Raw genomic sequence first — 25,312 nt, 5'->3', positions numbered from 1 at the left:
GAGGCCGGCCCGGGACCGCACGATGAAGATCTTCCAGTGCCAGGCCTGCGACCAGCCGGTCACCTTCGAGGCGACCGGCTGCGAGAGCTGCGCGCGGCCGCTGGGCTACGTCTGCACGGTCCACGAGGTCTCGGCCCTGGAACCCCAGGGGCTCTCGGCCCATCCGCTGATGGGCGGCGCCCAGGTCTTCCACGCCTACGCGGATCCCGGCCGGCGCTACCGCCTGTGCAACAACGCGGTCTCGGCGGCCTGCAACTGGCTGGTTCCGGAGGACAGCCCCGACATCCACTGCACCGCCTGCCGCCACAACCGCGTGGTGCCGGACCTGTCGCAGAGCTGGAACCTCACCCGCTGGCGCCAGATCGAGGCGGCCAAGCACCGGCTGTTCTACTCGCTGCTGCGCCTGGAGCTGCCGCTCGCCACCCGCGCCCAGTACACGGACGGGCTGGCCTTCGACTTCCTGGTCGACCCCTCCGAGAGCTTCTCCGGCGGGACGCCGGTTCTGACGGGCCATATCAACGGCCTGATCACCATGAACATCGCGGAGGCCGACGACGTCGAGCGGGAGCGCCGCCGGATCCTGTTCGGCGAGCATTACCGCACCCTGCTCGGCCATTTCCGGCACGAGATCGGGCATTACTTCTGGTACCTGCTGGTGCTGAACAGCCCCTCTTGGGAGCCCTTCCGGGCACTGTTCGGCGACGAGCGCCTCAACTACGTCCAGGCCCTGCAGGACCATTACGCGAAGGGCGCGCCGGCCGATTGGGACGAATCCTACGTCTCGGCCTACGCCACCGCCCATCCCTGGGAGGACTTCGCCGAGACCTTCGCGCATTACCTGCACATCGTCGATACGGTGGAGACCGCCTCGACCTTCGAGCTGCACGTCCGTCCGCGCCTGCGCCATGGGCAGGCGGCGCCGACGGTGATCGACTTCGATCCCTACAACACGCTGGATCTCGACCGGCTGATCGCCGCGTGGCTGCCGCTGACCTACGCGATCAACTCGCTGTCCCACAGCATGGGTCAGCCGGCGCTCTACCCGTTCAAGCTGACGCCCACGGTGATCGCCAAGCTCGCCTTCGTCCACGAGCGGATCTACGCCTCGCGCACCGGCACCCTGCCGGATGCCGGCGAGGCCGGGGCCGAGATGCTCCGGGCGGTGATCATGGGCCTGCGCCAGAAGGTGGCGGCGCCGACGGTGTGAGGGTAGGACGGCACGCCGTCCTTGCACGCGCAGCGAGGTAATCCGGTCGGCGGTCGGAGCGGCGCCTCACGTCCCCCCGCGCCGCTCCGCGAAGGCGCGGAACGCCTCGAGCGTCTCGGCGCTGACGTGGTGCTCGATCCCTTCGGCGTCCCGGCGGGCCGTCTCGGGGCTCACCCCCAGCGCGCGCAGGAAGCGCTCGACGATGCGGTGGCGCTCCCGGGCCTGGGCGGCCAGCCGGCGGCCGGCCTCGGTCAGGAACACGCCGCGATAGGGCCGCTGCTGGACGAACCCCTCCTCGCACAGGCGCTTCAGCATCTTGGCGACGGTCGGCTGGGCCACGCCGAGACGGGCGGCGATGTCCACCTGGCGCGCCTCGCCGCCGTCGCCGATCAGGTCGTCGATCAGCTCGACGTAATCCTCCACGAGTTCCGAGCGCCGTGCCTCGCGGGCCTGGCGGAAACTCTCCACGTGCCGCTCCGGATCGACCAGCACGGTCTCGGGCGAGCCCGGGTCGGACGGTTCCTGCATCGGCTTCCCCCTCTCGGCTCGCATGCGCCGCCCCGGCCCTGTCTAGCAAACACCGGTACCGGCAGGGGAGTCCCGTCAGACTCGCACAGACCCGCACGGAGACCTCTTGCATCCGGCGGCGACAGCCCCGAGTATAGCTCACGCTATATTTTTGAGGAGAGGGTGAGCATGGTGGCGCCGAACGCCGCGACGGCCTCCGGTGGTCCGGCGCCCGAAGGAGCCGCCCGCGGGGCGATGAGCCGGCGCACCGAGGGCGCCATCCGGGACGTCCTCGACGGCCGCCCCGGCGGCCGGGCCCGGTTCCTGCTGTTCGCCGGCCCCGCCGTGACGGCGTCGATCGCCTACATGGACCCCGGCAACTTCGCCACCAACATCCAGGCCGGGGCCCGCTACGGCTACGGCCTGCTCTGGGTGGTTCTGCTCGCCAATCTGACGGCGATGCTGTTCCAGGCGCTCTCGGCCAAGCTCGGCATCGTGACGGGCAAGAATCTCGCCGAGCATTGCCGGGACGCGACGACGCGCCCGGTGCGCCTCGCGCTCTGGGGCATCAGCGAGGTCGCCGCCATGGCCACCGACCTCGCGGAGTTCTTGGGCGGCGCCATCGGCCTGTCGCTGCTCACCGGCATGCCGCTGATGGCCGGCATGGCGATCACCGCGGTGGTCACCTACGCGATCCTGCTCCTGGAGCACGAGGGTTTCAGGCCGCTGGAGATCGCCATCGGCGCGATGGTCGGCACGATCGGCCTCTGCTACGCGGTCGAGCTCCTGGTCGCGCCGGTGGCCTGGGGCGCGGCCGCCAAAGGGCTCGTCACACCGAGGATTCCCGACGCGCAGGCGCTGACCATCGCGGTCGGGATCATCGGCGCCACCGTGATGCCGCACGCGCTGTTCCTGCATTCGGGCCTGACCCAGGGCCGGGGCAACCCCCGCACCGAGGCCGACCGGCGCCTGCTGGTGCGCTACTCGAACCGCGAGGTCGTGGTGGCTCTGCTGCTCGCGGGCCTCGTCAACATGGCGATGGTGATCATGGCGGCGGCGGCCTTCCATGTCGGCCACAGCGAGGTCGCCGAGATCGGCGAGGCCTACCGCACCCTGACGCCGCTGCTCGGGCCCGCCGCGGGGGCGGCCTTCCTGGTGTCGCTGCTCGCGTCCGGCATCTCCTCCTCGGTGGTCGGCACGCTGGCCGGGCAGTTGGTGATGCAGGGCTTCACCGGCTGGCGGATCCCGCTCCTCGTCCGCCGGCTCGTGACCATGCTGCCGGCCTTCGTGGTGGTGGCGATCGGGGTCAACCCGACGCAGGCCCTGGTCCTGTCGCAGGTGGTTCTGTCGCTGGCCCTGCCGGTGCCGATGGTGGCCCTGGTGGTGTTCACCCGCCGCCGGAGCGTGATGGGTCCCTTCGCCAACGGACCGCTCACCCAGGCGGCCGCCCTGGCCGGGGCGGCGGTGGTGCTCGGCCTCAACATGGTGCTGCTGGCGGCGGCCTTCGGGGTGCCGGTGCCGGGGCTGGAGTGACCGCTCCCCTCACGTCGCCCGCACCACCACCTCCACGAGGTTGGCGCCGCCCGACCGGATCCCGGCCTCGATCGCCGGGGCGATGTCGGCGGCCCGGGTCACCCGGCGGGCCGGTACGCCCATCGAGGCGGCGAGCGCCGGGAAATCGATCCGCGGATCGGTGAGGTCCATGGCGATGAAGCGGTTGGCGCGCACCGAGGCGTAGTGCGCCTGGCCCTTCATGAAGGTCTTGAGGATGTTGTACTCGGCGTTGTTGATCACCACGAAGGTGACCGGCAGCTTTTCGTGCGCGGCCGTCCAGAGGGCCTGCGGCGAGTACATCGCGGCGCCGTCGCCCACGACGCAGACCACGGGCGCGCGGTCGAGGCCCAGCGAAAACCCCACCGCGGCGGGCATGCCCCAGCCCAGCACGCCGCCGCGCATCGCCGCGTACTGGTGCGCCGAGGGGCTGTCGAGGAAGGTGCGCAGGTGGGTGAGCGTCGCGGGTGCCTCGTCCACGATGGTGGTCTCGGCCCCGACCGCGCGGGCCACCTCCCGGGCGGCGACCAGCGGGGCGATCACCGGATCCTCGAAGGCCGCATCCGCGGCGGCCGCGAGCGTCGCCCGCCGCTCAACCCGGGCGGTCACGGCTCTGGCGCGCAGGTCCGCGAAATCCTCGGCCCGGTCGGCGAGGCGGGGACCGAGCAGCGGCAGCAGGGCGTCCAGCGAGGCGCGGATATCGCCCACCGTCGACAGGGAAGTGGCGTAGGTGCGCCCGAGATCGCGCACGTCGGCCGAGAGTTGAAAGACCTGCACCCCCGGCGGCACCGCCGAGACTTCCGAGTAGAGCACGGTGATCAGCGACTTGCCGCCCAGCGCGAACACCGCGTCGTAGCGTCCGAGGATGTCGGCAATGGCGTCGGCCCGGGTCGGCAGGTTGCCGGCCCAGAGGGGATGCGCGGTGGGGAAGGGGATGTGGGCCGGCCAGGACGAGCCGTAGACCGGCGCCGCCAGCAGGTCGGCCAGCGCCACCATCTGCGCGGACGCGTCCGAAGCGTCGATCTCGTCGCCGGCGATCAGGGCGAGGCGCCCCGGCGCGATCACGGCGAGCTTCTCGGCCAGCCGGTCGAGGGAGCCCGCCACCGCCCGCTGGTCGATAGTCGAGGTCTCGCCGGCCGGGACCGCGCTCATCGCCTCCATCACGTCCATGGGCAGGGACAAGAAGACCGGGCCGGAGGGGGCGGCCCCCGCATCGTGGAAGGCGCGGCGCAGCAGGATCGGGATCTGGTCCGGGCTGGTCACCTCCCGGGCCCACTTCATCACCGGGTCGGCGATGGCGACGAGGTCGCCCATCAGCAGCGGGTCGGTGAGCGCGTGGCGGAGATCCTGCTGCCCGGCGGTGACCACCAGCGGCGTGCCGGAGACCTGGGAATTCACCAGCCCGCCCATGGCGTGGCCGAGGCCGCCCGCCGTGTGCAGGTTGAGGAAGGCGGGGCGCCGCGCGCCCTGCGCGTAGCCATCCGCCATGGCGACCGCGGTCGCCTCCTGCAGGGCGAGGATGTAGGCGATGTCGGGCGCCTCGGTGAGCGCGTCGATGAGCGGCAATTCGGTGGTGCCGGGATTGCCGAAGATGTAGCGTACCCCTTCCGAGCGCAGCACCTCCACCAGGAGGTCGGCGCCCCGGCGGCGGCCGGCGGTCTCCACGGTCTCGATCGGCATCGCCTCAGGTCCCTCCGGCGGAATCAGCCGGGGAGGCTAAACCATGGGCGGACCGGGGCAATGCCGGCGCCCCCGCCGGCTGCGGCCCCGAGACGATCGGGTCGAGCGATCCGGCTCACCGGCCGGGCTGGGCTTCCGTGCAGGCGACAGGGGGCTTGCCCGCCTCCGTCCAGGTCACCGCGCGTCCCCGGCCGCGCAATTCGTGGTCGGCATCCCCATACCGGATCCCATCCGCGTGCGGCAGGACGGGCAAGGTCAGCGCCGGCCCGCCGGGCGGGTCGACGACGGCCGGCGCGCTCGGATCGGCGGTGTCGAACGCGACCACAAGGACCTGCCCGCCGGGGCACGCGAAGGCGACCCGGCGAAGGGCAGGGGCTGCGGCACCCGCCTGTGCCGCCGGGACGGCGAGTCCCGCGACGAGAAAGACGGCCATACCACCCCGTGCGAGCAAGGAACTCACCTGTCCTCCTGCGGTGCTGGTTCTGGCGGCTGTCCGGCACGCGGGAAGCGCCTCTCACGCAACGCCCGATATCGGGGAACGCGTCCTTGGGGCACCCCGGTGCCGCGCGTCTCGTGAGCCCCCCTGAGTTTGGGCCTGCCCGTCCGGGAAGGCAATTCGCCCCGATACCGGAACCACCCCGTTTCGGCAGCCTGCTCAGCTCCTGAGCTGCGCCACGAAGGCCTGAATGAACGCCGGCAGCCCGTCGAAGTCGCGCAGGCACAGGGTCAGGTCGCGCCGCGCCCAGGGATCGGCGAGGGGCACAACCGCGAGGGCGAGTCCCTGCGCGGCCCGGGCGGCCGCGCTCTCGGGCAGGATCGCCAGGCCGACGCGGGCCTCGACCAGCCGGCACACGGCCTCGAAGTCGCGCAGCTGCACCCGCAGGCGCATCGGCCGTCCCGCCCGCACCGCCTGAGCGACGAGGAACCGGCTGATGGCGCTGCGCCGGTCGAGGCCGACGAGATCGTGGTCGAGCACCTCGGCGAAGGGAATCGTCGCGCGGGCCGTCAGGGGATGGTCCCGGGCCGCCACCAGCACGAACCGGTCCTCCCGGAACGGGAAGGTCTGGAGCGAACCGGTATCGACCGTGCCGGACAGGATGCCGAGATCGGCCGCCCCCTCGGCCACCAGCCCGACGATCTCCTCCGAGGTGCGCTCGTCGATCTCGACGCCGATCCCGGGATGGGTGGCCAGGAAGGCCGAGAGCGCCTCCGGGAGGAATTCGGTGAGCGCATTGGTGTTGGCCAGGACCCGGATCTGGCCGAAGGCACCGCCCGAGAAGGCCGACATCTCCTCGCGCAGGCGCTCCACCCCGGCCATGACGTCCCGGGCATGGACTAGGAGCGCGCGCCCGGCCGGGGTCGGGCTGACACCCTGCCGTCCGCGCGTCAGGAGCGCGGCCCCGAGTGACTCCTCCATCAGCCGGATCCGCGTCGAGGCCGCCGCCAGGGCGAGGTTCGCCCGCGCCGCCCCGTGGGTGATGGAGCCGGCCTCGACCACGTGCCGGAACAGGCCGAGATCGGTGAGATCGAACCGCATCATCGCCGTGGCACCTTCCTGGCCTTCGGACCCGTCCCGCAGCCCCCGCGCCGCCGGACGGCCGCGCAGGCAAGCTCACCCATCGCGGATCCCGGAGCACGACGCCAGGGTCAGGCGCCTGCATCGATCCTGTTGATACCGTCCGGACAAACATCTACTATTTCTGCGCATGTTTATCTTCTATCCGATATTAAAGTCACAATAAGTCTGCGTATATTCATTTCAAGACGGCTATTAAAACGGTTAATATCGGAACATCTGAAAATCCATTCGAGCGCACACGATTTATAGTTTTACGACGTGTTAAGACGGAGTCCTGCAACACTTACGTCCGGCCCCTGAAACCTACGATTCGATGACGGAACCGCCGATCCTCTGCGTCACCGCGCCAGATCACGCACATCCGCGGCGGCTCGGCGTCGAACCCGGTCGCCTGGCCAGTCCATCGGACGGCCGGTACGGCCGCGTCGGGTGCCTCGCAGGCAGGATTTCACCGCGGACCTCCGCCCTAATCCCTCTCATGCCGGCGCCTGGCGCGCCGGAGAAACGGCACGAGACCCCATGATAGACGCGCTCCTCGTCGACGACAGCGCGACCATGCGCCTGCGGATGCGCCGGCTGCTGGAGACCAAGCCCGGCGTCACCGTGACCGACCATGCCGATCCGGAGGCCGCGCTGGTCGAGGCGCAGATGCGGGCCTTCGACCTCGTGCTGGTCGATTGCCACATGCCCGCCATGGACGGAATCACCTTCATCCGGCGCATGCGGACCATCCCGCACTACGCACAGGTGCCCGTGGTGATGGTCACCAACGACATCTCGGACGCGGTGCGGCTCGCCGCCCTGGAGGCGGGGGCGACCGACTTCCTCGACAAGTCTATGCAGGGCGTCGAGCTGACGGTGCGGCTGCGCAACATGATCCGGCTCGCCAAGGCGGTGCGGCGGCTGGCCGAGCAGGCGGCCTGGCTCGACGGCGAGGTCGAGGCTGCCCTGCGCCACATGCGCGAGCGCGAGGAAGAGATCATCTTCCGCCTGGCTCTGGCCGTCGAGTATCGCGACAACGACACCGGGGACCACACCTGGCGGGTGGCCCGTTACAGCCAGATCGTCGCCGAGGGGCTCGGCCTCGCCCCGGATTTCTGCCGCAACCTGTATCTCGCGGCTCCGCTGCACGATGTCGGCAAGGTGGGCATCCCGGACGGCGTCCTGCTGAAGCCCGGCCGGCTCGATCCGGACGAATTCGCCCTGGTCAAGACGCATGCGGCCATCGGCAAGCGCATCCTGGGCGGCAGCGCCTCCGAGCTGATCCGCCTCGCCGCCGAGATCGCCGAATCGCACCACGAGAAATGGGACGGCAGCGGCTACCCGCAGGGGCTCGCCGGGACCGCGATCCCGCTCGCCGCCCGGATCGTCGCGGTGGCGGACGTGTTCGATGCGCTCACCACATCGCGGCCCTACAAGGAGGCGATGTCCTTTGAGGCGGCCATGGCCTGCATCCGCGCCGAGAGCGGCCGCCACTTCGACCCGGCCTGTGTCGAGGCCTTCTGCGCGCGCTGGCCGGATATCCGCATCACCGGCGGACAAGATCAGGCCGCGATCCGGCCGAGCGCCCGAGCGATCACCGAGCCCTGGGCGAGGGTCCCCACCCTGCTCCGCGAGATCGCCGCCGAGCCACCGAGCCCGTGCGGATGGCGCGTCCAGGAATGGCTCGTCCAAGAACGGCACGGGCCCGTCGAATCGCACGCGCGCGTCGGCCGGGAGAACGGGCCGGTGAACCATCTCCCGGTTCCGTCGTTGATTCCTGAGCCTCCGGAATCACCCGTGGAGCCCCGGCATGGACGCACGATGGATGACGCTGCCGGAGATCGCGCAGGCGCGCCGCATCTCTCTGGAAGCCGCACAACGCCTGGTGGACGCGACAGACTGCCCGAAAGTCTTCCGCAACGACGGCACCGTCTACCTCATCTGACTGCGTCGCGGACGGATGACGCGCGTCTCCGGGAGGCTTAACCTCCCGAGATGCGCATCTTCCATACGCCGGATTCCGCCCGTCATGACCCGGAGCGCTACTGGCGGCGCGGCACGCCGATCCCGCATCCCGAGCAGGCCTCCCGCTACGCGATCCTGCAGGAGGCGGCGCAGGCGGCCGGGCACGGCCTCGCGGCGCCCGGCGATCACGGCCTCGACCCGATCCGGGCTGTCCACGATGCCGATTACGTGACGTTCCTGGCCGAGGCCTGGACCCGGCGGGCGGAGATCCCGGGACTCGCCGACGAGATCCTCACCGGCGCCTTCGCCCGGCCGCAGATGCACCGGAAGCCCGCGGGCCTGCTCGGGCGCGTCGGCCTCTACATGGCCGATACCTCGACGCCGATCCGGGCCGGTACATGGGCGGCGGTGTACGGCTCGGCGCAATGCGCGGTGTCGGCCGCGGATGCGGCGCTGGAGACGGGCCATGCCTACGCCCTGTGCCGCCCGCCGGGCCACCACGCCTACGCGGATTCCGCGGGCGGCTTCTGCTTCCTCAACAACAGCGCGATCGCGGCCGCCCGGATGCTGGCCGCGACCGGCGGCCCGGTGGCGATCCTGGACATCGACGTCCACCACGGCAACGGCACGCAGGGGATCTTCTACGCGCGCCGCGACGTCCTCACGGTCTCGGTGCACGCGGATCCATCAGACTACTTCCCGTTCTATGCCGGCTACGCCGACGAGACCGGAGCCGACGCCGGTGCCGGCTTCAACCGCAACCTGCCGCTGCCGCCGGGATCGGGCGACCGTCCCTGGCTCGAGGCCGTTGAGGCGGGCCTCGCGGCGGTCGCCGCCCAGGAGCCGCGGGGGCTGGTGGTGGCCCTGGGCCTCGACGCCTCGGAGGACGACCCGATCGGCGCCCTGCGGGTAACCCGGGCGGGTTTCGCGGGGGCCGCGGAGCGGATCGCCCGGGCCGGGCTGCCCACCGCCCTCGTCCAAGAGGGCGGCTACCTGTGCGCGGCACTTCCCGAGAACCTCACGGCCTTCCTGGCGGCCTTCGACGCCGCGCGCTGAGCCCGGTCGAGCGCGACAGCGCGACGGAAATGTGACCCCGGAATCGCCCGAACCCGCGCCGACACGGCGTGGCCGACCTGTATACCAGGCCGGGGCGGGCGCCGGGGAGGCGCCCCGGGAGGAAGGAACGAGCCATGGTCGCGGGTGACGTCCGGCTGCGCGAGACCGCCAGCGCGCCCTGGCACGCGGGTCTCACCCGGCGCCATTGGCGCATCCTCTGGGGCAGCTATCTCGGCTGGATCTTCGACGGCTACGAGGCCGTGGCCCTGATCTACGCCCTGCGCCCCGCGCTGGCCTCGATCCTGACCCCCGAGCAGGCGCAGGCGCCGGCCTTCTACGTGGGGCTCGCCATCGGCATCACGCTGCTCGGCTGGGGGATCGGCGGCCTGATGGGCGGGATCGCCGCCGACTATATCGGCCGCAAGCGCATGATGATGGTGTCCATCCTGGGCTACGCCATCTTCACCGGGCTCACCGCCTTCGCGGAGAGCTTCACGCAGCTCGCGCTCCTGCGCTTCATCACCGGGCTCGCCATCGGCTCGGAATGGTCCACCGGCATCGCCCTCGTGGCCGAGACCTGGCCGAACCGGGCACGGCCGAAGGGCTGCGGCTTCCTGCAATCGGGCTTCGGCGGCGGCGCGGTGCTCGCCGCCATCGTGTGGGCGGTGCTGGCCGCTACCAACCCGATGGGCGACCAGTCCTGGCGGATCATGTTCGCGCTGGGGGCGCTCCCGGCCTTCGTCTGCCTGTACCTGCGGCGGGCGCTCGAGGAATCCGAGCAGTGGATGCAGGCGCTCAAGGCGCAGCGCTGGGCGGCCACCACGGAGGATGCGGCCCACGCCCCGCGGAGCGCGCAGCGCCCGTTCTCCCTCACGGAGATCTTCCGCGAGCCCGAGAGCCGCCGGCGGGTGCTGCTCGCCACGCTGCTGTCCTTCGCCACGACGGTCGGCTGGTGGGCGGTCTCGTCCTGGCTGCCGGCCTACACGGAGGGGCTCGCCAAGGCCGCGGGCGAGCCGGCCAATCTCTGGGGCCCGCGCATGGGCATCATCTACAATATCGGGGCGATCTCGGCCTACGTGATCTCCGGCTTCGTGGCCGACGCCATCGGCCGCCGCGCCTTCCTGCTGGTCACCTATGTCGGCTGCATCGCCACATCGCTCGCCTGCTATCTCTGGACCGGCGGGCTGATGCCGTTCATGGGGCTCGCCTTCCTGAACGGGTTCTTCACCCTGGGCTTCGCCTTCTCGTGGATGGCGATCTACCTCGCGGAGCTGTTCACCCCGGCGGTCCGGGCGACGGCGGCGAGCGTCGTGTTCAACGGCGCGCGGCTGATCGCCTGGATCTTCCCGATCATCGCCGGGCAGATTGTGACCGCCTTCGGAGGCGTAGCCGCAGCGGCACTGACGCTGTCCGGCGTCTACGTGATCGGCCTGGTCGTGCCGTGGTTCATGCCGGAGACACGGGGCCAGCCGCTGCCGGAATAGGTCGATCCCGTTTCTGCCCCGCTGGCAGGCGCTCTCAGGTCCGGCCGGACGCGAAGCGGCCCCCGACTCCGATGGAGCGGGGGCCGCATCCTGCATGGGCCGTCCTGGGGGCCACCCGGCCGAAGGCCGGGGGCGTCGGCGGGTCCTACTCCTCGTCGTCCTCGTCCTGATGCCGGCCCTTGAGCTTGGCGAAGACCGAATCGGCGTCGATCCGCTCCTCGCGGCCGCCATGGGCGTCCTCGTGCTCGTGATCCGGCTCGTCGCGGGCCGTGGAGACCTCGGTCGGCAGCAGCGAGGCGCCGGACTCGGCCGCGATCGCCGCCGGGCGGTCGGCCGCCGCGCGCTGGACCTCGAAGTCGAGGTTGATCTGGGTGGTCAGGCCGAGAGTCACCGGATCCATCGGCTGGAGCGAGCCCGAGTTCCAGTGGGTGCGCTCGCGGATCTGCTGGATCGTCGACTTGGTGGTGCCGACCAGCCGGATGATCTGCGAATCCTTCAACTCCGGGTGGTTGCGGAGCAGCCACAGGATGGCGTTCGGCCGGTCCTGACGGCGCGACAGCGGGGTGTAGCGCGGCCCCTTGGTGGTGCGCTTCACCTCCGGCAGCTTCACCTTCGAGACGGCGGGCTTGAGCTTGTAGTGCGGCGCCTTCTGGGCCTTCTCGATCTCGTCCCGGGTGAGCTGGCCGGTGGAGACCGGGTCGAGCCCCTTGATGCCGGCCGCGACCTCGCCGTCGGCGATGCCCTTCACCTCCAGCGGGTGCAGCTTGCAGAAATCGGCGATCTGCTCGAAGGCGAGCGAGGTGTTCTCGACCAGCCAGACGGCGGTCGCCTTGGGCATCAGCGGACCCTGGGACATGTCTTCTCGTGCTCCGGCCTGGCGGGACGGGGGCCGGGCATCGGGCCGCGGGCTCCGGATGACCGATCCGGAAGTCCCGTCTCACGCTGTCGAATGGGGATGACGCACTATAGGCCCGAGCGGGGAGGGGCGCAATCGCGGGTTGGGCCCGTTCGGAGCCCGGCGTGCCGATTCACCGGCGCCGCTGGGGCCGCGCCCAGCCCGCGCGGGGGCCGGGCGCCTCTCAGCGCGGGCGCACCCCGTCGAGGAACAGCCGCACCGCCGCCTGCCGCCGCCGCTCCTGCGCCTCCGGGTCGGTGGCGATGCCGTAGAGGGTCGCCTGGGACGACCGGCCGAGGACGAGGCTGAGGAACAGGTCGGCCGCGATCTCGGGCTCGGCCACCGCGATCCGGCCGCGCCGGGCGAAGGCGTCGAGCAATTGCGCCACGGCGCGTACGCCGCGCAGCCAGCCCTCCTCGTGGGCGAGGCGGGCCAGTTCGGGGAATTGCAGCGCCTGGGCCACGAGGTTGCGCTTGAGCATCGCCGCGCCCGGCGACTGTCCGTGGGCCAGCAGGGTCCGGCTCAACGCGTGCAGGGCGGCCTCGACATCGTCGGTCCCGGCCTGCGCGGCCTGCGCCTCGGCAGCCGCCGCCAGTGGCGCCAGCCACGCGGCGATCCGCTCGCGCAGGACCGCCTCGAACAGCGCCCGCTTGTCGCGGTAGCGGGCATAGACCGTCGGCTTGCTCATCCCGGCGGCCTCGGCCACCGCGTCGATGGAGGTGGCGTCGAAGCCGCGCTCCATGAACAGGGTGGTCGCCACGGCGATCAGATGCGCCTCACGCCGGGCCGCCTCCGCGCGGGTCGGCCGGCCGCCCCGCCGCGGCGTCACCTCCGGCGGTTCGATGTCCGTCACCGTCACCCACAATCCTCCTTGCTCACGATCGCCGCCCGCATTATTAAAACGATACCGTACCGTTTTGATTGTGACCAGACCCGATGGACGCACGTCGCAGCGACAGCTTCAAGAGCGCCGGCCCGGTCGCGGGGGGCGTCGCGGCCCCCGCCGCGTCGGCGGCTCCCGCGGCGCAGCCGCGCCGCGGCCGGGCGCGGATCGTTTTGCCGTTGGTCGGGCTCCTCGCGCTGGGCGGGGCCGGAAGCTACGGCTGGCATTGGTGGACCATCGGGCGCTTCCTCGAGACCACCGACGACGCCTATCTGCAATCCGACAAGGTCACGGTGGCGCCGCGCATCGCCGGCATCGTCGCCGAGGTGATGGTCGGCGACAACCAGCCGGTGAAGGCCGGCGACGTGATCGCGCGACTCGACGACCGCTCGTACCGGGTCCAGCTCAAGCAGGCCGAGGCCGAGGTCGACAAGGACCGGGCGCAGGTGCTCGGCGTCGCCGCGGCGATCGTCCAGCAGCAGGCGCAGGTCGCCTCGTCGCGAGCCGACCTCGCCAATGCCGAGGCCGCGCTGACCTTCTCCCAGCAGGAATACACCCGCTACCAGAACCTGCTGCAGACCGGCTCGGGCACGGTCCAGCGCCAGCAGCAGGCGGATGCCGACCTGCGCCAGCGCCACGCCGCCCGCGACAAGGCCGCCGCCTCCCTGGACGCCGCGCAGAAGCAGATCGACAGCCTGAAGGCGCTCGAAGCCAGCACCCGGGCGAGCCTGGAGGGTGCCGAGGCCAAGGTCGAGGGGGTGAGGCTCGACCTCAGCTACACCACCATCGTGGCGCCGATCGACGGCGTGGCCGGCGACCGGGCGCTGCGGGTCGGCCAGGTGGTCTCGCCCGGCACGGGTCTCCTGACCCTCGTGCCCATGGGCCGGGACATCTACCTCGTGGCGAATTTCAAGGAGACCCAGACCGGGCACATGGTCGAGGGCGAGCGCGTCACCTTCACGGTGGACGCGTTCGGCGACCACGCGTTCGCGGGCCGGATCGAGAGCTTCTCGCCGGGCACCGGCTCGCAATTCGCCCTGCTGCCGCCCGAGAACGCCACCGGCAACTTCACCAAGGTGGTGCAGCGCGTGCCCGTGCGCGTCGCCCTCGACCCGGCAGACCCGCTGGTCGCGCGCCTGCGCCCGGGCCTGTCGGTGGAGGCCACGGTCCACACCGCCGACCCGGTGGAGCCGGTCGACCCGGCCCGGCACCGGCCGAAGCCCGCCCCGGCGGCCCTCGTCAGCGAGGCGCTGCCCCGATGAGCGCCGTGCCGGCCGTGGCCATGCCCAGACCAGTGCCCGAGGCGAAGGCGAGCGGCCGGGACTGGCTCGCCGTGTTCGGCGCGATCCTCGGCGCCTTCACGGCGATCCTCGACATCCAGATCACCAACGCGTCGCTCGCCGACATCCAGGGGGCGCTCGGCGCCTCCACCGAGGAGGGGAGCTGGATCTCCACCGCCTACCTGATGGCCGAGATCATCGTGATCCCGCTCACTGGCTGGCTGTCCTCGGTGATCGGCCTGCGCCGCTATCTCGCGGTGAACACGATGCTGTTCACCGCCTTCTCGCTCGCCTGCGCGCTGTCGACGACCCTGAGCCAGATGATCCTGTTCCGGGCCGGCCAGGGCTTCACCGGCGGCGTGCTGATCCCCACCGCCATCGTCATCGTGCGCACGCGGCTCTCGAAGGCGCAGCAGCCCATCGGCATCGCGCTGTTCGGGCTGACCGCGACCTTCGCGCCCGCCATCGGCCCGACGGTCGGCGGCTGGCTCACCGACAACCTGTCGTGGCACTACATCTTCTACCTGAACCTGATCTTCGGCCCCGTGGCGGCGGCGATCCAGCTCGGCGCCTTCGACAGCGTGCCGGCGCGCTGGGGCGAGCTGCTCAAGGGCGACTGGATCGGCATCGGCCTGATGGCGACCGGCCTGCCGGCCCTGACCTACGTGCTGGAGGAGGGCCAGCGCAAGGACTGGTTCGGCTCGCAGATCATCGTGAACATGTCGCTGCTGGCGGCGGCCGGCATCACCGGCTTCATCGTCCGCGAGCTCACGACCGAGCGCCCGTTCATCAACCTGCGGGTCCTGGCCAACCGCTCGGTCGGGGGCGCCTGCGTGCTGATGACCGTGCTGGGCGCGGTCTCGTTCGGGTCGATCTACATCATCCCGGTCTATTGCGCACAGATCCAGGGCTACAACGCCCAGCAGATCGGCTACGTGGTGATGTGGTCGGGCCTGCCGCAGCTCGTCCTCTTCCCGATGATGCCGCTGCTGATGCGGACCTTCGACGCCCGGGTGCTGGTGGTCACCGGCACGCTGTTCTTCATCGCGAGCTGCTGGATCAACGTCGGCCTGACCCACGATGTCGGCGCCGACCAGCTGATCCTGCCGCAGCTGATGCGGGCCATCGGCCAGCCGCTCTTCACCATCCCGCTGTCGCAGCTCTCCACCGTCGGCCTCGCCCCGCGCGACACCGCGGACGCCTCCGCCTTGTCGAACATGATGCGCAACCTCGGCGGCTCGATCGGCATCGCCATGCTGTCGACCATGATCGACCGGCGCGAGCACTTCCACTTCTCGATGCTGGCCGAGGCGATCACCGTCAACGCGACCCGCACCCAGGACCGGCTCGCGGCGCTGGCGGCCGGGATGCACGCCCGCATCGCCGACCCGCTCGCCGCCAAGGGCGTGGCGCTCGGCCAGCTCGCCGCCCAGGTCCGCCGCGAGGCCTATGTCATGGCCTACGCGGACGGGTTCTGGCTGGTGGGGGTGAGCCTCGTGGCGAGTCTCGCCGTGGTGGCGATCCTCAAGAAGCCGCAGCGCGCCGCCGGGCCCGTGGAGGCGCACTGACCGGCTCGGGACAAGATCGGCCGTCTTCCAGCCCTCCGTACCGTCGTTCCGGGGCGCCGCAGGCGAGCCCGGACCCGGAGGGGCACGCCGCAGGCGGGCAATCCAGAACCGCCATGAGCGCCAGAACTTGGCGCCTCGGCGGGTCTGGATCCCGGGCTCCGCTGCGCGGCCCCGGGATGACGGGGAGGGGCGGGCAGCCCGGCCGAGCCTGCCGCCCTACTTGCCCGGGAGCCCGTGGACGATCGGGAAGAACGTGTCCTTCCAGTCCTTGGGCTCGGCCTTGATGGTCTTCATGGCGTAGAAGTGCCGGGCCTGGAGCATGATCCCGTAGGGCGTGGTGGAGAAGTTCGTCCCCGGCTCCTTCATGATCTCGACCAGCGTCTCGGGCGGCGTCTTCTCGTTGGTGGCCGCCACGTAGTCCTTGGCGGCCTTGAGCGGGTCCTTGGCGATCTCGGCATTGGCCTCGTCGATGGCGGCCACGATGGCGGCGGCGAGCTTGGGATTGCGGTTGAACCACGCCGTACGGGCGTAGAAGATCGCGTTGCTCACCGGCTCGCCGACGAGCTCGAAGGAGTTCAGCACCTTGTGGATCGCCGGATCCTGCAGCTCGCGCTGCTGGAACGGCGGCAGCGAGAAGTGGCTGTTGACCTCGTTGTGCGGGCTCGCCAGGGCCGCCACAGCGTCGGGATGGCCGAGCTGGACGGTGAGCGGGTCGAGCTTGGTGGCGTTCTCGGGCCCGAACGCCTTCTTGGCGGCGATCTGGAGCAGCACCGCCTGGGATGAGACCTTCACGGAGGGCAGGGCGATCTTGTCCTTGGACGAGAAGTCCTTGAGTTCCTTCACATCCGGGTTGCGGGTGAGCAGCAGCATCGGCGTCGAGCCGACCCCGCACAGGCCCTTCACGTCGCCCTTGGTGCGGTCGTTGAGCAGCAGCATGTTGGTCGAGCCGCTGTCGACGATGTCGATATTGCCCGACAGGAGCGCGTCGTTGCCGGCCGCGCCGCTCGTCAGGTTGACCCATTCCACGGTCACGTCCCCGAGGCCGGCGGCCTTGGCCTGCTTCTCGATCAGCTTGTGCTGCTCGGCCAGCACCGCCGGCAGGTAGACGAAACCCGGCTGCCGGCTGATCCGGACCTTGGCATCGTCGGCCCGGGCGGGGGTGGCCAGCGCCAGCCCGGCCAGCAGGAGGACCGATCCCGCCCGGAGGAGCCGGCGGCGGCCCAGCAGCGACGAGCCCGTCCGCGACGTACGCACCATGACGCTTCTCCCTGTGGCCCGGCGGTTTCCTGGGGAGACCGGGCTTTCGTTGGACCGGGAGTGGACAGGCTTGAGCCCGCGCGCGCAAGGCCCCGACTTCACGGTCCGCTAACGGAGAAGCTGCACTATAGCGCAACTTGACATCGTCATCGCGGAGGCTTGCGTGAAGATCGGGCTGGGAGCGAAGCTGCACACCATCACGGCCGCCGCGCTGGTCGGCATCGTCGCGGTCTCGGGGATCGGCCTCGTCAGCCTGAAATCCCAGGTCGAGCAGGACCGGATGGCCAAGACCCGCAACCTGACGGACGTGGCCTACGGGGTCGCGGCCTATTTCGAGGGCGAGGAGCGGGCCGGGCGCCTGTCCCGGGCGGCGGCGCAAGGGGCCGCGATCCAGGCCCTCAAGGCCCTGCGCTACGACGACAAGGAATACTTCTGGGTGAACGACATGCAGCCCCGCATGATCGCCCACCCGATGAAGCCCGAGCTGGAGGGCAAGGATCTCGCCGCCGTGCAGGATCCCACCGGCAAGCGCCTGTTCGTCGATTTCGTCGAGACGGTGAAGCGGCAGGGTCAGGGCTTCGTCGATTATTATTGGCCGAAGCCCGGCGCCGACGCCCCCGTACCGAAGCTCTCCTATGTGCGCGGCTTCGCGCCCTGGGGCTGGGTGATCGGCACCGGCATCTACGCCGACGACACAGCGGCGATCCTGCGGGACGCGGCCTGGAAGGCGGCGGGCGGCATGCTCGTGGTGGTGGCGCTGATCGGCCTGCTGGCGGCGCTGATCGGCCGGCGCCTGACGCGGCCGATCCTCGCCCTGAACGGGGCCATGCACCGGCTGGCGGCCGGCGAGACCGCGGTTCCGGTGCCGGCGCGGGAGCGCAGGGACGAGATCGGCGCCATGGCGGGCGCCGTGCAGGTGTTCAAGGACGCGCTGATCGCCAAGGCCGAGTCCGACGCCCACGCCGCCTACGCGGCCGAGGGCGGCGCCCGGCGGGCGGCCGCCCTCGACCGGCTGACCCGGTCGTTCGAGGCACGGGCCGGCGCGCTGAGCCGCGGCCTCGCGACGGCGGCCGCCGACCTCGAGGCCACGGCGCGGACGCTGACCGTCACGGCCGCCCACACCACCGAGCGCACCGGCGCGGTCGCCGCGCAGGCGGCCGGCACCTCCGCCGACGTCCAGACCGCCGCTGCGGCCACCGAGGAGATGTCGGCCTCGGTTCAGGAGATCGCCGGGCAGGTGAACCGCACCTCGGAGATCGCCGGGCGGGCCGCCGCCAGCACCCGCCAGGGCGAGGCGACCGTGCGGGCGCTCGCCGCCGGCACCGAGAAGATCGGCGACGTGGTCGGGCTGATCGCGTCGATCGCCGGTCAGACCAACCTTCTGGCGCTCAATGCCACCATCGAGGCGGCCCGCGCGGGTGCGGCCGGACGCGGCTTCGCGGTGGTCGCCTCGGAGGTGAAGGCGCTGGCCGAGCAGACCGCCAAGGCCACCGAGGAGATCTCCGGCCAGATCGGCCGGATTCAGGGGGAGACGCGGGACGCGGTGGCGGCGATCGGCGAGGTCGGCCGGACCATCGAGGAGATGCGCGCCATCGCGGTCGGCGTCGCGGCCGCCATGGAGGAGCAGAACGCCGCCATCCAGGAGATCGTCCGCGGGGTGGCGAGCGCCGCCACGGGGGCGCAGGGCGTGTCGGAGAACGCCGTCGACCTGCGCCGGGGCGCCGACGAGACCGGGATCGCCTCCGAGCAAGTGCTGGCGGCCGCCCGCGGCCTCACCCGGGGCTCGGACGAGCTCGACCAGGCGGTGAAGGCGTTCCTGGCGGAGGTCCAGGCGGCCTGAGCGCCGGGCAGGGCGCTCAGGCCGCCGAAAAGCCCCGCACCGCCGCCCGCACCAGGGCGTCGATCATCGGCCGCACGTCGTCCACGCCGAGCGGCCCCAGGCTGCCGAGATCGGCGAGGTAGGTCATGCCGTGGACGCTGGACCAGAGCGCCCGCGCCATCACGGGAATCGCCGCCTCGGCGAGGCGGCCGCCGTCGCGCAGCACCCCCTCCAGGATCGCGAACAGGGCCGCGATGTCGGCCTGGACCGAGTCCGGCGCCGCCACGGTGCGACGCTCGAAGATCGCCGCCCAGGCCGCGTGGTTCGCGGCCGCGAAGGCGAGATACGCGTCGGCCAGGCACAGGAGCCGGGCCTCCGTCTCCCGCGACGGGCAGGCGGCCAGCGCCCCCGCCAGGGTGTCCCGGAGGCGGCGCATGGTGACCGCGTTGGCCTCCAGCCGCAGCAGCTCCAGGCTGTCGAACTGCGTGTAGACCGAGCCCACCGCCGTGCCGGCCCGCTCCGCGACGCCGCGGGCGGTCAGCGCGGCGACGCCGCCCTCGTTCAGGATCGCCACCGCGGCCTCGATGAGGGCCCGGCGATCGGCCTCCCTGTCGCCTGGCTCCTTCCGCGGCCGCCCGCGCAGCTTTTTATGAACCTCGTTCATTTTATACCTTGCGGCCCGGCTTGCCCCGTGGTTACCTATTTCATGAACGACGCTCAATCAATTCCGGACTAGGTCTGGATCGTCGTTCCCGCGAGGTGAACCGTGATGAGGACCCTCTCCTTCCTGATGCGCGGCGTGATCGCCGACAACGCCCAGGCGATCCACGACGCCAACGCCGTGACGATCCTGCGCCAGCAGATCCGGGACGCCGCCGGCGCCCTGGCGACCGCCCGGCGGGAACTCGCCGTGGCCATGGCCTACCACGCCGCCGAGGCACGCGCGCTGGCGGCGATCGGCGGCCGGATCGACACCTTGTCGGACGGGGCGCGGCGGGCCCTCGGCGACGGCCGCGAGGATCTCGGGACCGAGGCGGCGATCCACATCGCCGCCCTGGAGGACGAGCGGGCCGACCGCCGGGCCGCCGCCGAGCGCTTCGCCGCCGAGGTCGAGCGGCTGAAGCGCCTCGTCGCGCAGGGGGGCGAGCGGCTGCGGGATCTCGACCGCGGGCTTCAGACCGCCCGCACCACCGAAGCCCTGCGCCGGGCGGGGCTGGAGGGCCGCCGGGCCACGACCCTGTCGGCCGGTGCGCTGGGCGAGGCCGAGCGGACCCTGGAACGCCTGCGCGCCCGGCAGGCGGCCGAGGCGGATGTCGCCGCCGCGCTGACCGAACTGGAGGCCGAGGCTACGGGCGGGATCGAGGCCGACCTGGAGGCGGCCGGCTACGGCCGTCCGCGCACGGACCCGCGGGCGGTGCTCGACCGCCTCAGGGCCGGGACCTGACCGGATCGCACGCCTGAACACCACGCAACACCCACGCAGGAGCACATCATGACACCGCAGATGCCCCATACCGGCGCCTGGAAGACCTTCACGCTGGTCAGCTTCGCCGCCGCCGCCGCCATGCTGACGATCGGGATCTTCTTCCTGCCCGCGGATATCTGGATCAAGGGCTACCTCGCCATGGCATCCCTGTTCCTCACGGGCACGACCTTCACGCTCGCCAAGACCCTGCGCGACGAGCACGAGGCGAACCGGCTGATCAACAAGATCGAGGATGCCGCCGCCGAGCGGGTCCTGCGCGAGGCGGTGCCGGGCCGGCTCTGAGACCGCTCCGGATCAGCCCGCGGCGTCCAGGAATCCGGCGAGGACCTTCGAGAATTCCGGGGTGCGCAGGTAGCCGTAGGACTTGTGCCGGTTCTCGGCGCCGTCCGGCCTCCGGTAGGCGTTGATCACCGGCACGTCCCGCACCCGCACGCCGGCGGCGTTCGGCGCGTAGAGGCCGGCGAGGTCGTCGCCCACCGTGGCGATGTCCTGCCGGTCCATCAGGTTGGTCCAGGCGGTGAGCGCGGCCGGCACCCGCAGGCCGCCGTGCTCGTCGGCGAGCTTCAGCTTCAGCTCGGCAAGCCCGAGGGGCGAGCCAAGGGTCGCCAGGGCGCAGCGGGGCAGGGGCGTCCCGTCGGTCTCGGCGGCGCGCAGGACGTCGTAGGCGATCAGGCCGCCCATCGAGTGCGCGGCGATCAGCACGTCGTCCTCCGCGGCCTCGGCCAGGGCGACGCGCAGGCGCTCCCGGGCCGCGTCCCGGAACGCCGCGTCCTCGTAGTAGCCCCAGAGATCGTCGAGGCGGTATTCCAGGATCAGGTCGTCCAGCGGGGTCAGCCCCGTGGCCTCCTGCAGGTGCGAGAGGCCGCGGTAGATCCGGTCTGTGAGGGTCGGCTCGGCGCTGTCGGCATCCCCCGCCGGAGAGGGGAACGGCCCGAGGCCGTGATCGGGGCGATAGGGCTCGCGGTTGCCGTCGCCGGAGAGCGGCTGCGGGTAGCGGAGATCCGCCCAGTAGACGAAGGTGAAGCGCAGATCGGCCTCGGCCACCTGCAGCCCGAGATTGCGGTCGAGCCCCTCGCGGATCGCGGCGCGCCACCACGCGGCCTTCTCGTCGCGCGGCGGCTTGTTGGCGAGGCCGTGGATGCCGATGATGTGCGCCCGACGCAGTGTCCGCTCCCAGACCAATGACGCTGTCGGCCGGGCAAGATAGGGCCATCGTGCGCGCGCGGAACTGCGGCTTAGTTACCGAGTCACAGGCCGCGTTCGCGGTACCCGTCAGTCGAACAGGCTGGAGACGCTGGATTCCGTCGCGGTCCGGCCGATCGCCTCGCCGAGCAGCGGCGCGATGGTCGCCACCCGGATGTTGCGGGCGAGCTTGACCGCCTGCGTCGGCTGGATCGAATCGGTGATCACCAGCTCCTTCATCCGCGAGGCGGCGATGCGGGAGACCGCGCCGCCCGAGAGCACCCCGTGTGTGATGTAGGCCGAGACGTCCTTGGCGCCGGCATTCAGCAGGGCCTCGGCGGCGTTGACCAGGGTGCCGCCCGAATCGACGATGTCGTCGACCAGGATGCAGGAGCGGCCCTCGACCTCGCCGATGATGTTCATCACCTCCGATTCGCCGGGGCGCTCCCGGCGCTTGTCGACGATGGCGAGCGGGCAGTCGATCCGCTTGGCGATGGCCCGGGCGCGCACCACGCCGCCGACGTCGGGCGAGACCACCATCCGGTCGGCGCTCGGCAGCCGCTCCTTGATGTCGCGGACCATCACGGGGGCGGCGAACAGGTTGTCGGTCGGGATGTCGAAGAAGCCCTGGATCTGGCCGGCATGCAGGTCGAGGGTCAGAACACGGTCGGCGCCGGCCTCGGTGATCAGGTTCGCCACCAGCTTGGCCGAGATCGGGGTGCGGCCGGAGGTGCGCCGGTCCTGCCGGGCGTAGCCGAAATACGGGATGACCGCCGTGATGCGCCGCGCCGAGGACCGACGCGCGGCGTCGATCATGATCAGCAGTTCCATCAGGTGGTCGTTGGCCGGGAACGAGGTCGACTGGACGATGAACACGTCCTCGCCGCGCACATTCTCCTGGAGCTCGACGAAGATCTCCATGTCGGCGAAGCGCCGGACCATGCACTTGGCCAGCGGCAGTTCGAGATAGGCCGCGATCGCCTCGGCCAGGGGCCGGCTGGCATTCCCGGCGACGATCTTGATCGAGGATTTCATGGCGAGGACTTCATGGGCGGCCGCTCACGCGCGGCCGGACCCCCGCCGCGCTCCGAATCCCGATCCCTTGACGGGCCGGAACGATCCGATGACGGGCGAGGCTCTTAGCAGCGGGCAGGAAGTGTCACAATGCCTTCACGCGGCCGCCGCGGCAGCACCGCACAGGCGACGTGCCCCGCTCAGGGCGTCGGCGGCTCCAGCAGCCGGTGCAGGTGGACCACGAAGTAGCGCGTCTGCGCGCTGTCGACGGTGGCCTGCGCCTTGGCCCGCCAGGCCGCCTGCGCGGACACATAGTCGGGAAAGATGCCGACGATGTCGAGGTTCTTGATGTCCCGGAACCGGACCCCGTCGAGATCCTGCAGTTCACCGCCGAAGACCAGGTGCAGCTTCTGGTCGCTGTCGATCGCCGTCGCCATGGCCTCTCCTCACATGTTGCCCGCGGCGCTCGCAAATGGCGCGCCTCCGGTCAAGCCGGAACGCGCGCAGCCGAGCAATGCCGCGTTCGCACGCCTCCGCACCGTCGGGGGTGTCGCGGGGGTCTCGGGTGCCTTGGGGATCTTGGGCCTGCCGGAGGCGCGGCGATGGCGCGGCTGCGAAAGCGGCGGGGCTCCGTGCTAGGAAGGTGGGCATGACGCGCAGGCTTCTCCGCATCGCCGCCGTGGCACTCGCTCTCTCGGCGATCCCGGCACTGGCCCAGCAGCCGGCCCGGGCGCCGGGCCGGGCGGCCGCCGACAAGGCCGGCCAGGACAAGGGCGGCCCCGACCGGCGCGGCGGGCCGCCGGTGATCGGCTGCCCGTCGCTCGCCAATTACCGGATGCTGCTGCACGACGGCCCGCAGGCCGCCGCCGCGCGCCTGACCGATCCGAAAGCGGACCATCTCGGCTGCTCCGTCCTGACGCGCGCGGAGATGACCGGCATCGTCGACCGGGTGGTGCTGGGCGGGCAGAGCTACGATTGCGCGGGCGTGCGGGGCACGACGGTCTGCCACTGGATCGAGGCCGGAGCCTCCGCGCGCGCCGGCGCGGCCGGACGCTGACCTGCGATCGCTGTGAGGATCCGGACGGCCTCAGCGCAGGTGGCCGCTGGCGCGCAGATCCCGCTCCACGGCCTCCTGGATGGCCCGGAGCGGGTTGTCGTTCGTGGCGCCCGGCGGATGCAGGGGCACCATCGCGGCCGGCTTCGTGTCCAGCCCCGGCAGGATGGTGGGGCCCGCTTCCGCCTGCCGTGCAGGCCGGCGCAGGGCGAGCAGCCGCAGCGCCTCGCGGGCGCCGGGCGGGAGGAGCGTGGCGAGCTTGTCCAGCATGTCCGAACCTCAACGCGCGCGGCCGGCGACGGCCGGTGGGAACGGGACCACGGAGGCGGAGCTGTTCGTCACGGAGGCACCAGCACAGGATCGACCGAGCACGGGAAACGGACCGGGGCACGCACCGTTCCGTTGAGCCATGATTGCCGGTTTTGCCGCATGTGCCGCCCAGATACCAGCGAACACTGCTTTTCAGCTTGGATTGTATAGAACCTGGCGGAAGCGGATGGGAATCGAACCCACCGTACGCTGTTGGCGTACCACTGGTTTTGAAGACCAGGAGGGCCACCAGACCCCGTTCGCCTCCACGATCGAGGTTACGGGTGGGTGCCGGCAGGGTCAAGATCCGCGGGCTCGCCGCGCCGCCCTCCCGGGCCTGCAGCGCGCAATGGTCGCGCCTGCCGCGCCGCGGGAACGCGCTCTTCAGCGCTCCCGCTCGTCCCGCGCGACCGCTGGGGTGACCGAGGTCCCGGTGCGGGCCGAGATCAGGGCCGCCTCAAGGCAGGCCATCACCCGAACCGCCTCCAGCGCCGCTGCGTCGTCGTGCGATCCGCGGGCAATGGTCTCGACCACCGCCCGATAGAAGCACCGCTGATCCCCGGACACGGCCGGCCTGCGCGTCACCGGCCCGGTGCCGTCATGGATCTCCAGTCCGTCCGGGTCCTCACCCCATCCCAGTGCGCCCGGGGCGAGCCCGGCCAGCAGCTGCCCTTCCTGGGGGTCGGGACCGTGCTTGATCAGGCTGCCGGCCTCGCCATGGACCACGAAGCGGGGCGATCCGCCGGCGACGAGCATGCTCGCGTGGAGCACCACCCGCAGCCCCGGATAGTCCAGCACCGCGTGGGCCCAATCGTCGGAGGACGCTCCGGGACGGAGCCGGCCGAGATGCGCCGTCACCCGATCGGGCAGGCCGAAGAGCTGGATCGCCTGATCCACGAGATGCGGCCCGAGATCGTACCAGATCCCGCTGCCGGAGCCGGCATTCTCACGCCACCGGTCCCGGACACGGGGCCGGAAGCGGTCGAAGTGGGACTCGAAGTGCCGCACCGCGCCGATCACGCCGGCAGCGATGGCCTCGCGGACGGTCAGGAAATCGCTGTCCCAGCGGCGGTTGTGAAACACCGCAAGCACGCGGCCCCGGCTCGCCGCCGCCGCGCGCAGGACGCGCGCCTCGGCGAGGGCGAGGGTGAACGGCTTGTCGACGACGACGTGCTTGCCCGCCGCCAGGGCGGCGCGCGCCAGCGGTGCGTGACTGTCATTGGGTGAGGCAATCACCACGAGGTCGACGGCCTCCGACGCGGCGACCGCGAAAGGGTCGGCGACCACCGTCAGGCCGGGGCGATCGGCCTCGACCTTGGCGGGATCGCTGGATCCGACCAACCGGAGGTCGAGGTCCGGCACGGCGCTGATCAGCGGCGCGTGGAAGGTCCGGCCGGAATAGCCGTAGCCGATCAAGCCGACCCGGATCGGGGCGCCCATCGCATCACCTCTTCAATCCGGAACAGGCGCGGCATCTCACTGACTATCGGATACGAGGCGCCGCGCATTGTCCGTCGTTACGAATAACATTTCCGCTCATCCAAAGATAAGAAT

24 protein-coding genes and 1 tRNA gene are annotated in these 25,312 nt (G+C 71.3%); 11 read left to right on the top strand and 14 right to left on the bottom strand.

Going from position 1 to position 25,312, the window contains the following annotated elements:
* Positions 1 to 22: 22 nt before the first annotated feature.
* The gene (locus ABIE45_RS20770) at positions 23 to 1,207 is read left to right on the top strand and encodes a putative zinc-binding peptidase (RefSeq protein ID WP_192709156.1); all 1,185 of its coding nucleotides are present in this window, start codon (positions 23 to 25) and stop codon (positions 1,205 to 1,207) included.
* Positions 1,208 to 1,273: 66 nt separating this feature from the next.
* Here ABIE45_RS20770 and mntR read toward each other — a convergent pair whose 3' ends face one another.
* On the bottom strand, positions 1,274 to 1,735 hold the full coding sequence (gene mntR / locus ABIE45_RS20765; RefSeq protein WP_192709157.1) for a manganese-binding transcriptional regulator MntR: 462 nt from the start codon (positions 1,733 to 1,735) through the stop codon (positions 1,274 to 1,276).
* 168 nt (positions 1,736 to 1,903) lie between these two features.
* Here mntR and ABIE45_RS20760 point away from each other — a divergent pair, with 168 nt between their 5' ends.
* Entirely contained in the window at positions 1,904 to 3,247 is a 1,344-nt protein-coding gene (locus ABIE45_RS20760; RefSeq protein ID WP_192709158.1) for an Nramp family divalent metal transporter, read from the top strand.
* A 9-nt stretch (positions 3,248 to 3,256) separates the two neighbouring features.
* Here the strand turns inward: ABIE45_RS20760 and ABIE45_RS20755 are convergent, their stop codons facing one another.
* The 3 genes from ABIE45_RS20755 to ABIE45_RS20745 form a co-directional block, all read right to left on the bottom strand.
* Positions 3,257 to 4,945, bottom strand: a complete 1,689-nt coding sequence (locus tag ABIE45_RS20755) for a thiamine pyrophosphate-binding protein (protein ID WP_192709159.1) — start codon at positions 4,943 to 4,945, stop codon at positions 3,257 to 3,259.
* A 115-nt stretch (positions 4,946 to 5,060) separates the two neighbouring features.
* On the bottom strand, positions 5,061 to 5,405 hold the full coding sequence (locus ABIE45_RS20750) for an MliC family protein (RefSeq protein WP_192709160.1): 345 nt from the start codon (positions 5,403 to 5,405) through the stop codon (positions 5,061 to 5,063).
* A gap of 195 nt (positions 5,406 to 5,600) precedes the next feature.
* A complete protein-coding gene (locus ABIE45_RS20745) occupies positions 5,601 to 6,485 on the bottom strand; it encodes a LysR substrate-binding domain-containing protein (protein WP_192709161.1) in 885 nt (294 codons plus the stop codon).
* Between the two features lie 558 nt (positions 6,486 to 7,043).
* Between ABIE45_RS20745 and ABIE45_RS20740 the strand changes: the two genes are divergently transcribed.
* From ABIE45_RS20740 to ABIE45_RS20730, 3 genes are all read left to right on the top strand, one after another.
* Complete coding sequence (locus ABIE45_RS20740; RefSeq protein ID WP_210331843.1) at positions 7,044 to 8,492, top strand: HD domain-containing phosphohydrolase; 1,449 nt, start codon at positions 7,044 to 7,046, stop codon at positions 8,490 to 8,492.
* 9 nt (positions 8,493 to 8,501) lie between these two features.
* Positions 8,502 to 9,527 carry a histone deacetylase family protein gene (locus ABIE45_RS20735; RefSeq protein ID WP_192709162.1) on the top strand — a complete coding sequence of 342 codons (1,026 nt, stop codon included), beginning with the start codon at positions 8,502 to 8,504 and terminating at the stop codon, positions 9,525 to 9,527.
* Between the two features lie 134 nt (positions 9,528 to 9,661).
* Positions 9,662 to 11,011 carry an MFS transporter gene (locus ABIE45_RS20730; RefSeq protein WP_192709163.1) on the top strand — a complete coding sequence of 450 codons (1,350 nt, stop codon included), beginning with the start codon at positions 9,662 to 9,664 and terminating at the stop codon, positions 11,009 to 11,011.
* Between the two features lie 145 nt (positions 11,012 to 11,156).
* Here ABIE45_RS20730 and ABIE45_RS20725 read toward each other — a convergent pair whose 3' ends face one another.
* Entirely contained in the window at positions 11,157 to 11,867 is a 711-nt protein-coding gene (locus ABIE45_RS20725) for a cell cycle transcriptional regulator TrcR (protein ID WP_192709164.1), read from the bottom strand.
* Positions 11,868 to 12,090: 223 nt separating this feature from the next.
* A complete protein-coding gene (locus ABIE45_RS20720) occupies positions 12,091 to 12,765 on the bottom strand; it encodes a TetR/AcrR family transcriptional regulator (protein WP_192709165.1) in 675 nt (224 codons plus the stop codon).
* A 77-nt stretch (positions 12,766 to 12,842) separates the two neighbouring features.
* Between ABIE45_RS20720 and ABIE45_RS20715 the strand changes: the two genes are divergently transcribed.
* Together ABIE45_RS20715 and ABIE45_RS20710 are read left to right on the top strand one after the other, a co-directional pair.
* Positions 12,843 to 14,051: an HlyD family secretion protein gene (locus ABIE45_RS20715; RefSeq protein WP_192709166.1), complete on the top strand. Its 1,209-nt coding sequence runs from the start codon at positions 12,843 to 12,845 to the stop codon at positions 14,049 to 14,051.
* Positions 14,048 to 15,637 carry a DHA2 family efflux MFS transporter permease subunit gene (locus ABIE45_RS20710; RefSeq protein WP_192709167.1) on the top strand — a complete coding sequence of 530 codons (1,590 nt, stop codon included), beginning with the start codon at positions 14,048 to 14,050 and terminating at the stop codon, positions 15,635 to 15,637. Before ABIE45_RS20715 ends, ABIE45_RS20710 begins: the two co-directional genes overlap by 4 nt.
* Positions 15,638 to 15,853: 216 nt before the next feature.
* Here ABIE45_RS20710 and ABIE45_RS20705 read toward each other — a convergent pair whose 3' ends face one another.
* The gene (locus tag ABIE45_RS20705; RefSeq protein ID WP_192709168.1) at positions 15,854 to 16,894 is read right to left on the bottom strand and encodes an ABC transporter substrate-binding protein; all 1,041 of its coding nucleotides are present in this window, start codon (positions 16,892 to 16,894) and stop codon (positions 15,854 to 15,856) included.
* A gap of 163 nt (positions 16,895 to 17,057) precedes the next feature.
* Between ABIE45_RS20705 and ABIE45_RS20700 the strand changes: the two genes are divergently transcribed.
* Positions 17,058 to 18,734 carry a cache domain-containing protein gene (locus tag ABIE45_RS20700; RefSeq protein WP_192709169.1) on the top strand — a complete coding sequence of 559 codons (1,677 nt, stop codon included), beginning with the start codon at positions 17,058 to 17,060 and terminating at the stop codon, positions 18,732 to 18,734.
* A gap of 16 nt (positions 18,735 to 18,750) precedes the next feature.
* Here ABIE45_RS20700 and ABIE45_RS20695 read toward each other — a convergent pair whose 3' ends face one another.
* The gene (locus ABIE45_RS20695) at positions 18,751 to 19,377 is read right to left on the bottom strand and encodes a TetR/AcrR family transcriptional regulator (protein WP_192709170.1); all 627 of its coding nucleotides are present in this window, start codon (positions 19,375 to 19,377) and stop codon (positions 18,751 to 18,753) included.
* A 105-nt stretch (positions 19,378 to 19,482) separates the two neighbouring features.
* Between ABIE45_RS20695 and ABIE45_RS20690 the strand changes: the two genes are divergently transcribed.
* A complete protein-coding gene (locus tag ABIE45_RS20690) occupies positions 19,483 to 20,157 on the top strand; it encodes a PspA/IM30 family protein (protein ID WP_192709171.1) in 675 nt (224 codons plus the stop codon).
* A gap of 48 nt (positions 20,158 to 20,205) precedes the next feature.
* Positions 20,206 to 20,481, top strand: coding sequence for a YiaA/YiaB family inner membrane protein (locus tag ABIE45_RS20685; protein ID WP_091788466.1), 276 nt, complete (start codon positions 20,206 to 20,208; stop codon positions 20,479 to 20,481).
* A 12-nt stretch (positions 20,482 to 20,493) separates the two neighbouring features.
* On the opposite strand, the gene ABIE45_RS20680 is transcribed toward ABIE45_RS20685, so the two are convergent.
* From ABIE45_RS20680 to ABIE45_RS20670, 3 genes are all read right to left on the bottom strand, one after another.
* Entirely contained in the window at positions 20,494 to 21,381 is an 888-nt protein-coding gene (locus ABIE45_RS20680; protein ID WP_192709172.1) for a hypothetical protein, read from the bottom strand.
* Positions 21,382 to 21,471: 90 nt separating this feature from the next.
* Positions 21,472 to 22,416, bottom strand: a complete 945-nt coding sequence (locus ABIE45_RS20675; protein ID WP_091720370.1) for a ribose-phosphate pyrophosphokinase — start codon at positions 22,414 to 22,416, stop codon at positions 21,472 to 21,474.
* 179 nt (positions 22,417 to 22,595) lie between these two features.
* Entirely contained in the window at positions 22,596 to 22,832 is a 237-nt protein-coding gene (locus ABIE45_RS20670) for a DUF4170 domain-containing protein (RefSeq protein WP_192709173.1), read from the bottom strand.
* Between the two features lie 212 nt (positions 22,833 to 23,044).
* Here ABIE45_RS20670 and ABIE45_RS20665 point away from each other — a divergent pair, with 212 nt between their 5' ends.
* Positions 23,045 to 23,452, top strand: a complete 408-nt coding sequence (locus ABIE45_RS20665) for a hypothetical protein (protein ID WP_192709174.1) — start codon at positions 23,045 to 23,047, stop codon at positions 23,450 to 23,452.
* Positions 23,453 to 23,482: 30 nt separating this feature from the next.
* Here the strand turns inward: ABIE45_RS20665 and ABIE45_RS20660 are convergent, their stop codons facing one another.
* The 3 genes from ABIE45_RS20660 to ABIE45_RS20650 form a co-directional block, all read right to left on the bottom strand.
* On the bottom strand, positions 23,483 to 23,719 hold the full coding sequence (locus ABIE45_RS20660; protein ID WP_192709175.1) for a hypothetical protein: 237 nt from the start codon (positions 23,717 to 23,719) through the stop codon (positions 23,483 to 23,485).
* Positions 23,720 to 23,933: 214 nt separating this feature from the next.
* Positions 23,934 to 24,026 (bottom strand) — tRNA-Sec (locus ABIE45_RS20655).
* Positions 24,027 to 24,142: 116 nt separating this feature from the next.
* A complete protein-coding gene (locus ABIE45_RS20650) occupies positions 24,143 to 25,198 on the bottom strand; it encodes an oxidoreductase (protein WP_192709176.1) in 1,056 nt (351 codons plus the stop codon).
* Positions 25,199 to 25,312 lie beyond the last annotated feature (114 nt).

It is taken from the genome of Methylobacterium sp. OAE515 (assembly GCF_041806315.1).
GTDB lineage: Bacteria > Pseudomonadota > Alphaproteobacteria > Rhizobiales > Beijerinckiaceae > Methylobacterium > Methylobacterium tardum.
The sequence above is the reverse complement of the archived record's forward strand: the minus strand, read 5'-3'. Positions and strand labels throughout refer to the sequence as shown.

Coding starts and splice junctions, on each gene's coding strand:
- ABIE45_RS20745 (WP_192709161.1), bottom strand. CDS start 6,485: ATGATGCGGTTCGATCTCACCGATCTCGGCCTGTTCCGGCACGTGGTC.
- ABIE45_RS20695 (WP_192709170.1), bottom strand. CDS start 19,377: ATGAACGAGGTTCATAAAAAGCTGCGCGGGCGGCCGCGGAAGGAGCCA.
- ABIE45_RS20760 (WP_192709158.1), top strand. CDS start 1,904: ATGGTGGCGCCGAACGCCGCGACGGCCTCCGGTGGTCCGGCGCCCGAA.
- ABIE45_RS20650 (WP_192709176.1), bottom strand. CDS start 25,198: ATGGGCGCCCCGATCCGGGTCGGCTTGATCGGCTACGGCTATTCCGGC.
- ABIE45_RS20665 (WP_192709174.1), top strand. CDS start 23,045: ATGACGCGCAGGCTTCTCCGCATCGCCGCCGTGGCACTCGCTCTCTCG.
- ABIE45_RS20770 (WP_192709156.1), top strand. CDS start 23: ATGAAGATCTTCCAGTGCCAGGCCTGCGACCAGCCGGTCACCTTCGAG.
- ABIE45_RS20660 (WP_192709175.1), bottom strand. CDS start 23,719: ATGCTGGACAAGCTCGCCACGCTCCTCCCGCCCGGCGCCCGCGAGGCG.
- ABIE45_RS20705 (WP_192709168.1), bottom strand. CDS start 16,894: ATGGTGCGTACGTCGCGGACGGGCTCGTCGCTGCTGGGCCGCCGCCGG.
- ABIE45_RS20725 (WP_192709164.1), bottom strand. CDS start 11,867: ATGTCCCAGGGTCCGCTGATGCCCAAGGCGACCGCCGTCTGGCTGGTC.
- ABIE45_RS20735 (WP_192709162.1), top strand. CDS start 8,502: ATGCGCATCTTCCATACGCCGGATTCCGCCCGTCATGACCCGGAGCGC.
- ABIE45_RS20670 (WP_192709173.1), bottom strand. CDS start 22,832: ATGGCGACGGCGATCGACAGCGACCAGAAGCTGCACCTGGTCTTCGGC.
- mntR (WP_192709157.1), bottom strand. CDS start 1,735: ATGCAGGAACCGTCCGACCCGGGCTCGCCCGAGACCGTGCTGGTCGAT.
- ABIE45_RS20740 (WP_210331843.1), top strand. CDS start 7,044: ATGATAGACGCGCTCCTCGTCGACGACAGCGCGACCATGCGCCTGCGG.
- ABIE45_RS20715 (WP_192709166.1), top strand. CDS start 12,843: ATGGACGCACGTCGCAGCGACAGCTTCAAGAGCGCCGGCCCGGTCGCG.
- ABIE45_RS20710 (WP_192709167.1), top strand. CDS start 14,048: ATGAGCGCCGTGCCGGCCGTGGCCATGCCCAGACCAGTGCCCGAGGCG.
- ABIE45_RS20675 (WP_091720370.1), bottom strand. CDS start 22,416: ATGAAATCCTCGATCAAGATCGTCGCCGGGAATGCCAGCCGGCCCCTG.
- ABIE45_RS20730 (WP_192709163.1), top strand. CDS start 9,662: ATGGTCGCGGGTGACGTCCGGCTGCGCGAGACCGCCAGCGCGCCCTGG.
- ABIE45_RS20690 (WP_192709171.1), top strand. CDS start 19,483: ATGAGGACCCTCTCCTTCCTGATGCGCGGCGTGATCGCCGACAACGCC.
- ABIE45_RS20755 (WP_192709159.1), bottom strand. CDS start 4,945: ATGCCGATCGAGACCGTGGAGACCGCCGGCCGCCGCCGGGGCGCCGAC.
- ABIE45_RS20685 (WP_091788466.1), top strand. CDS start 20,206: ATGACACCGCAGATGCCCCATACCGGCGCCTGGAAGACCTTCACGCTG.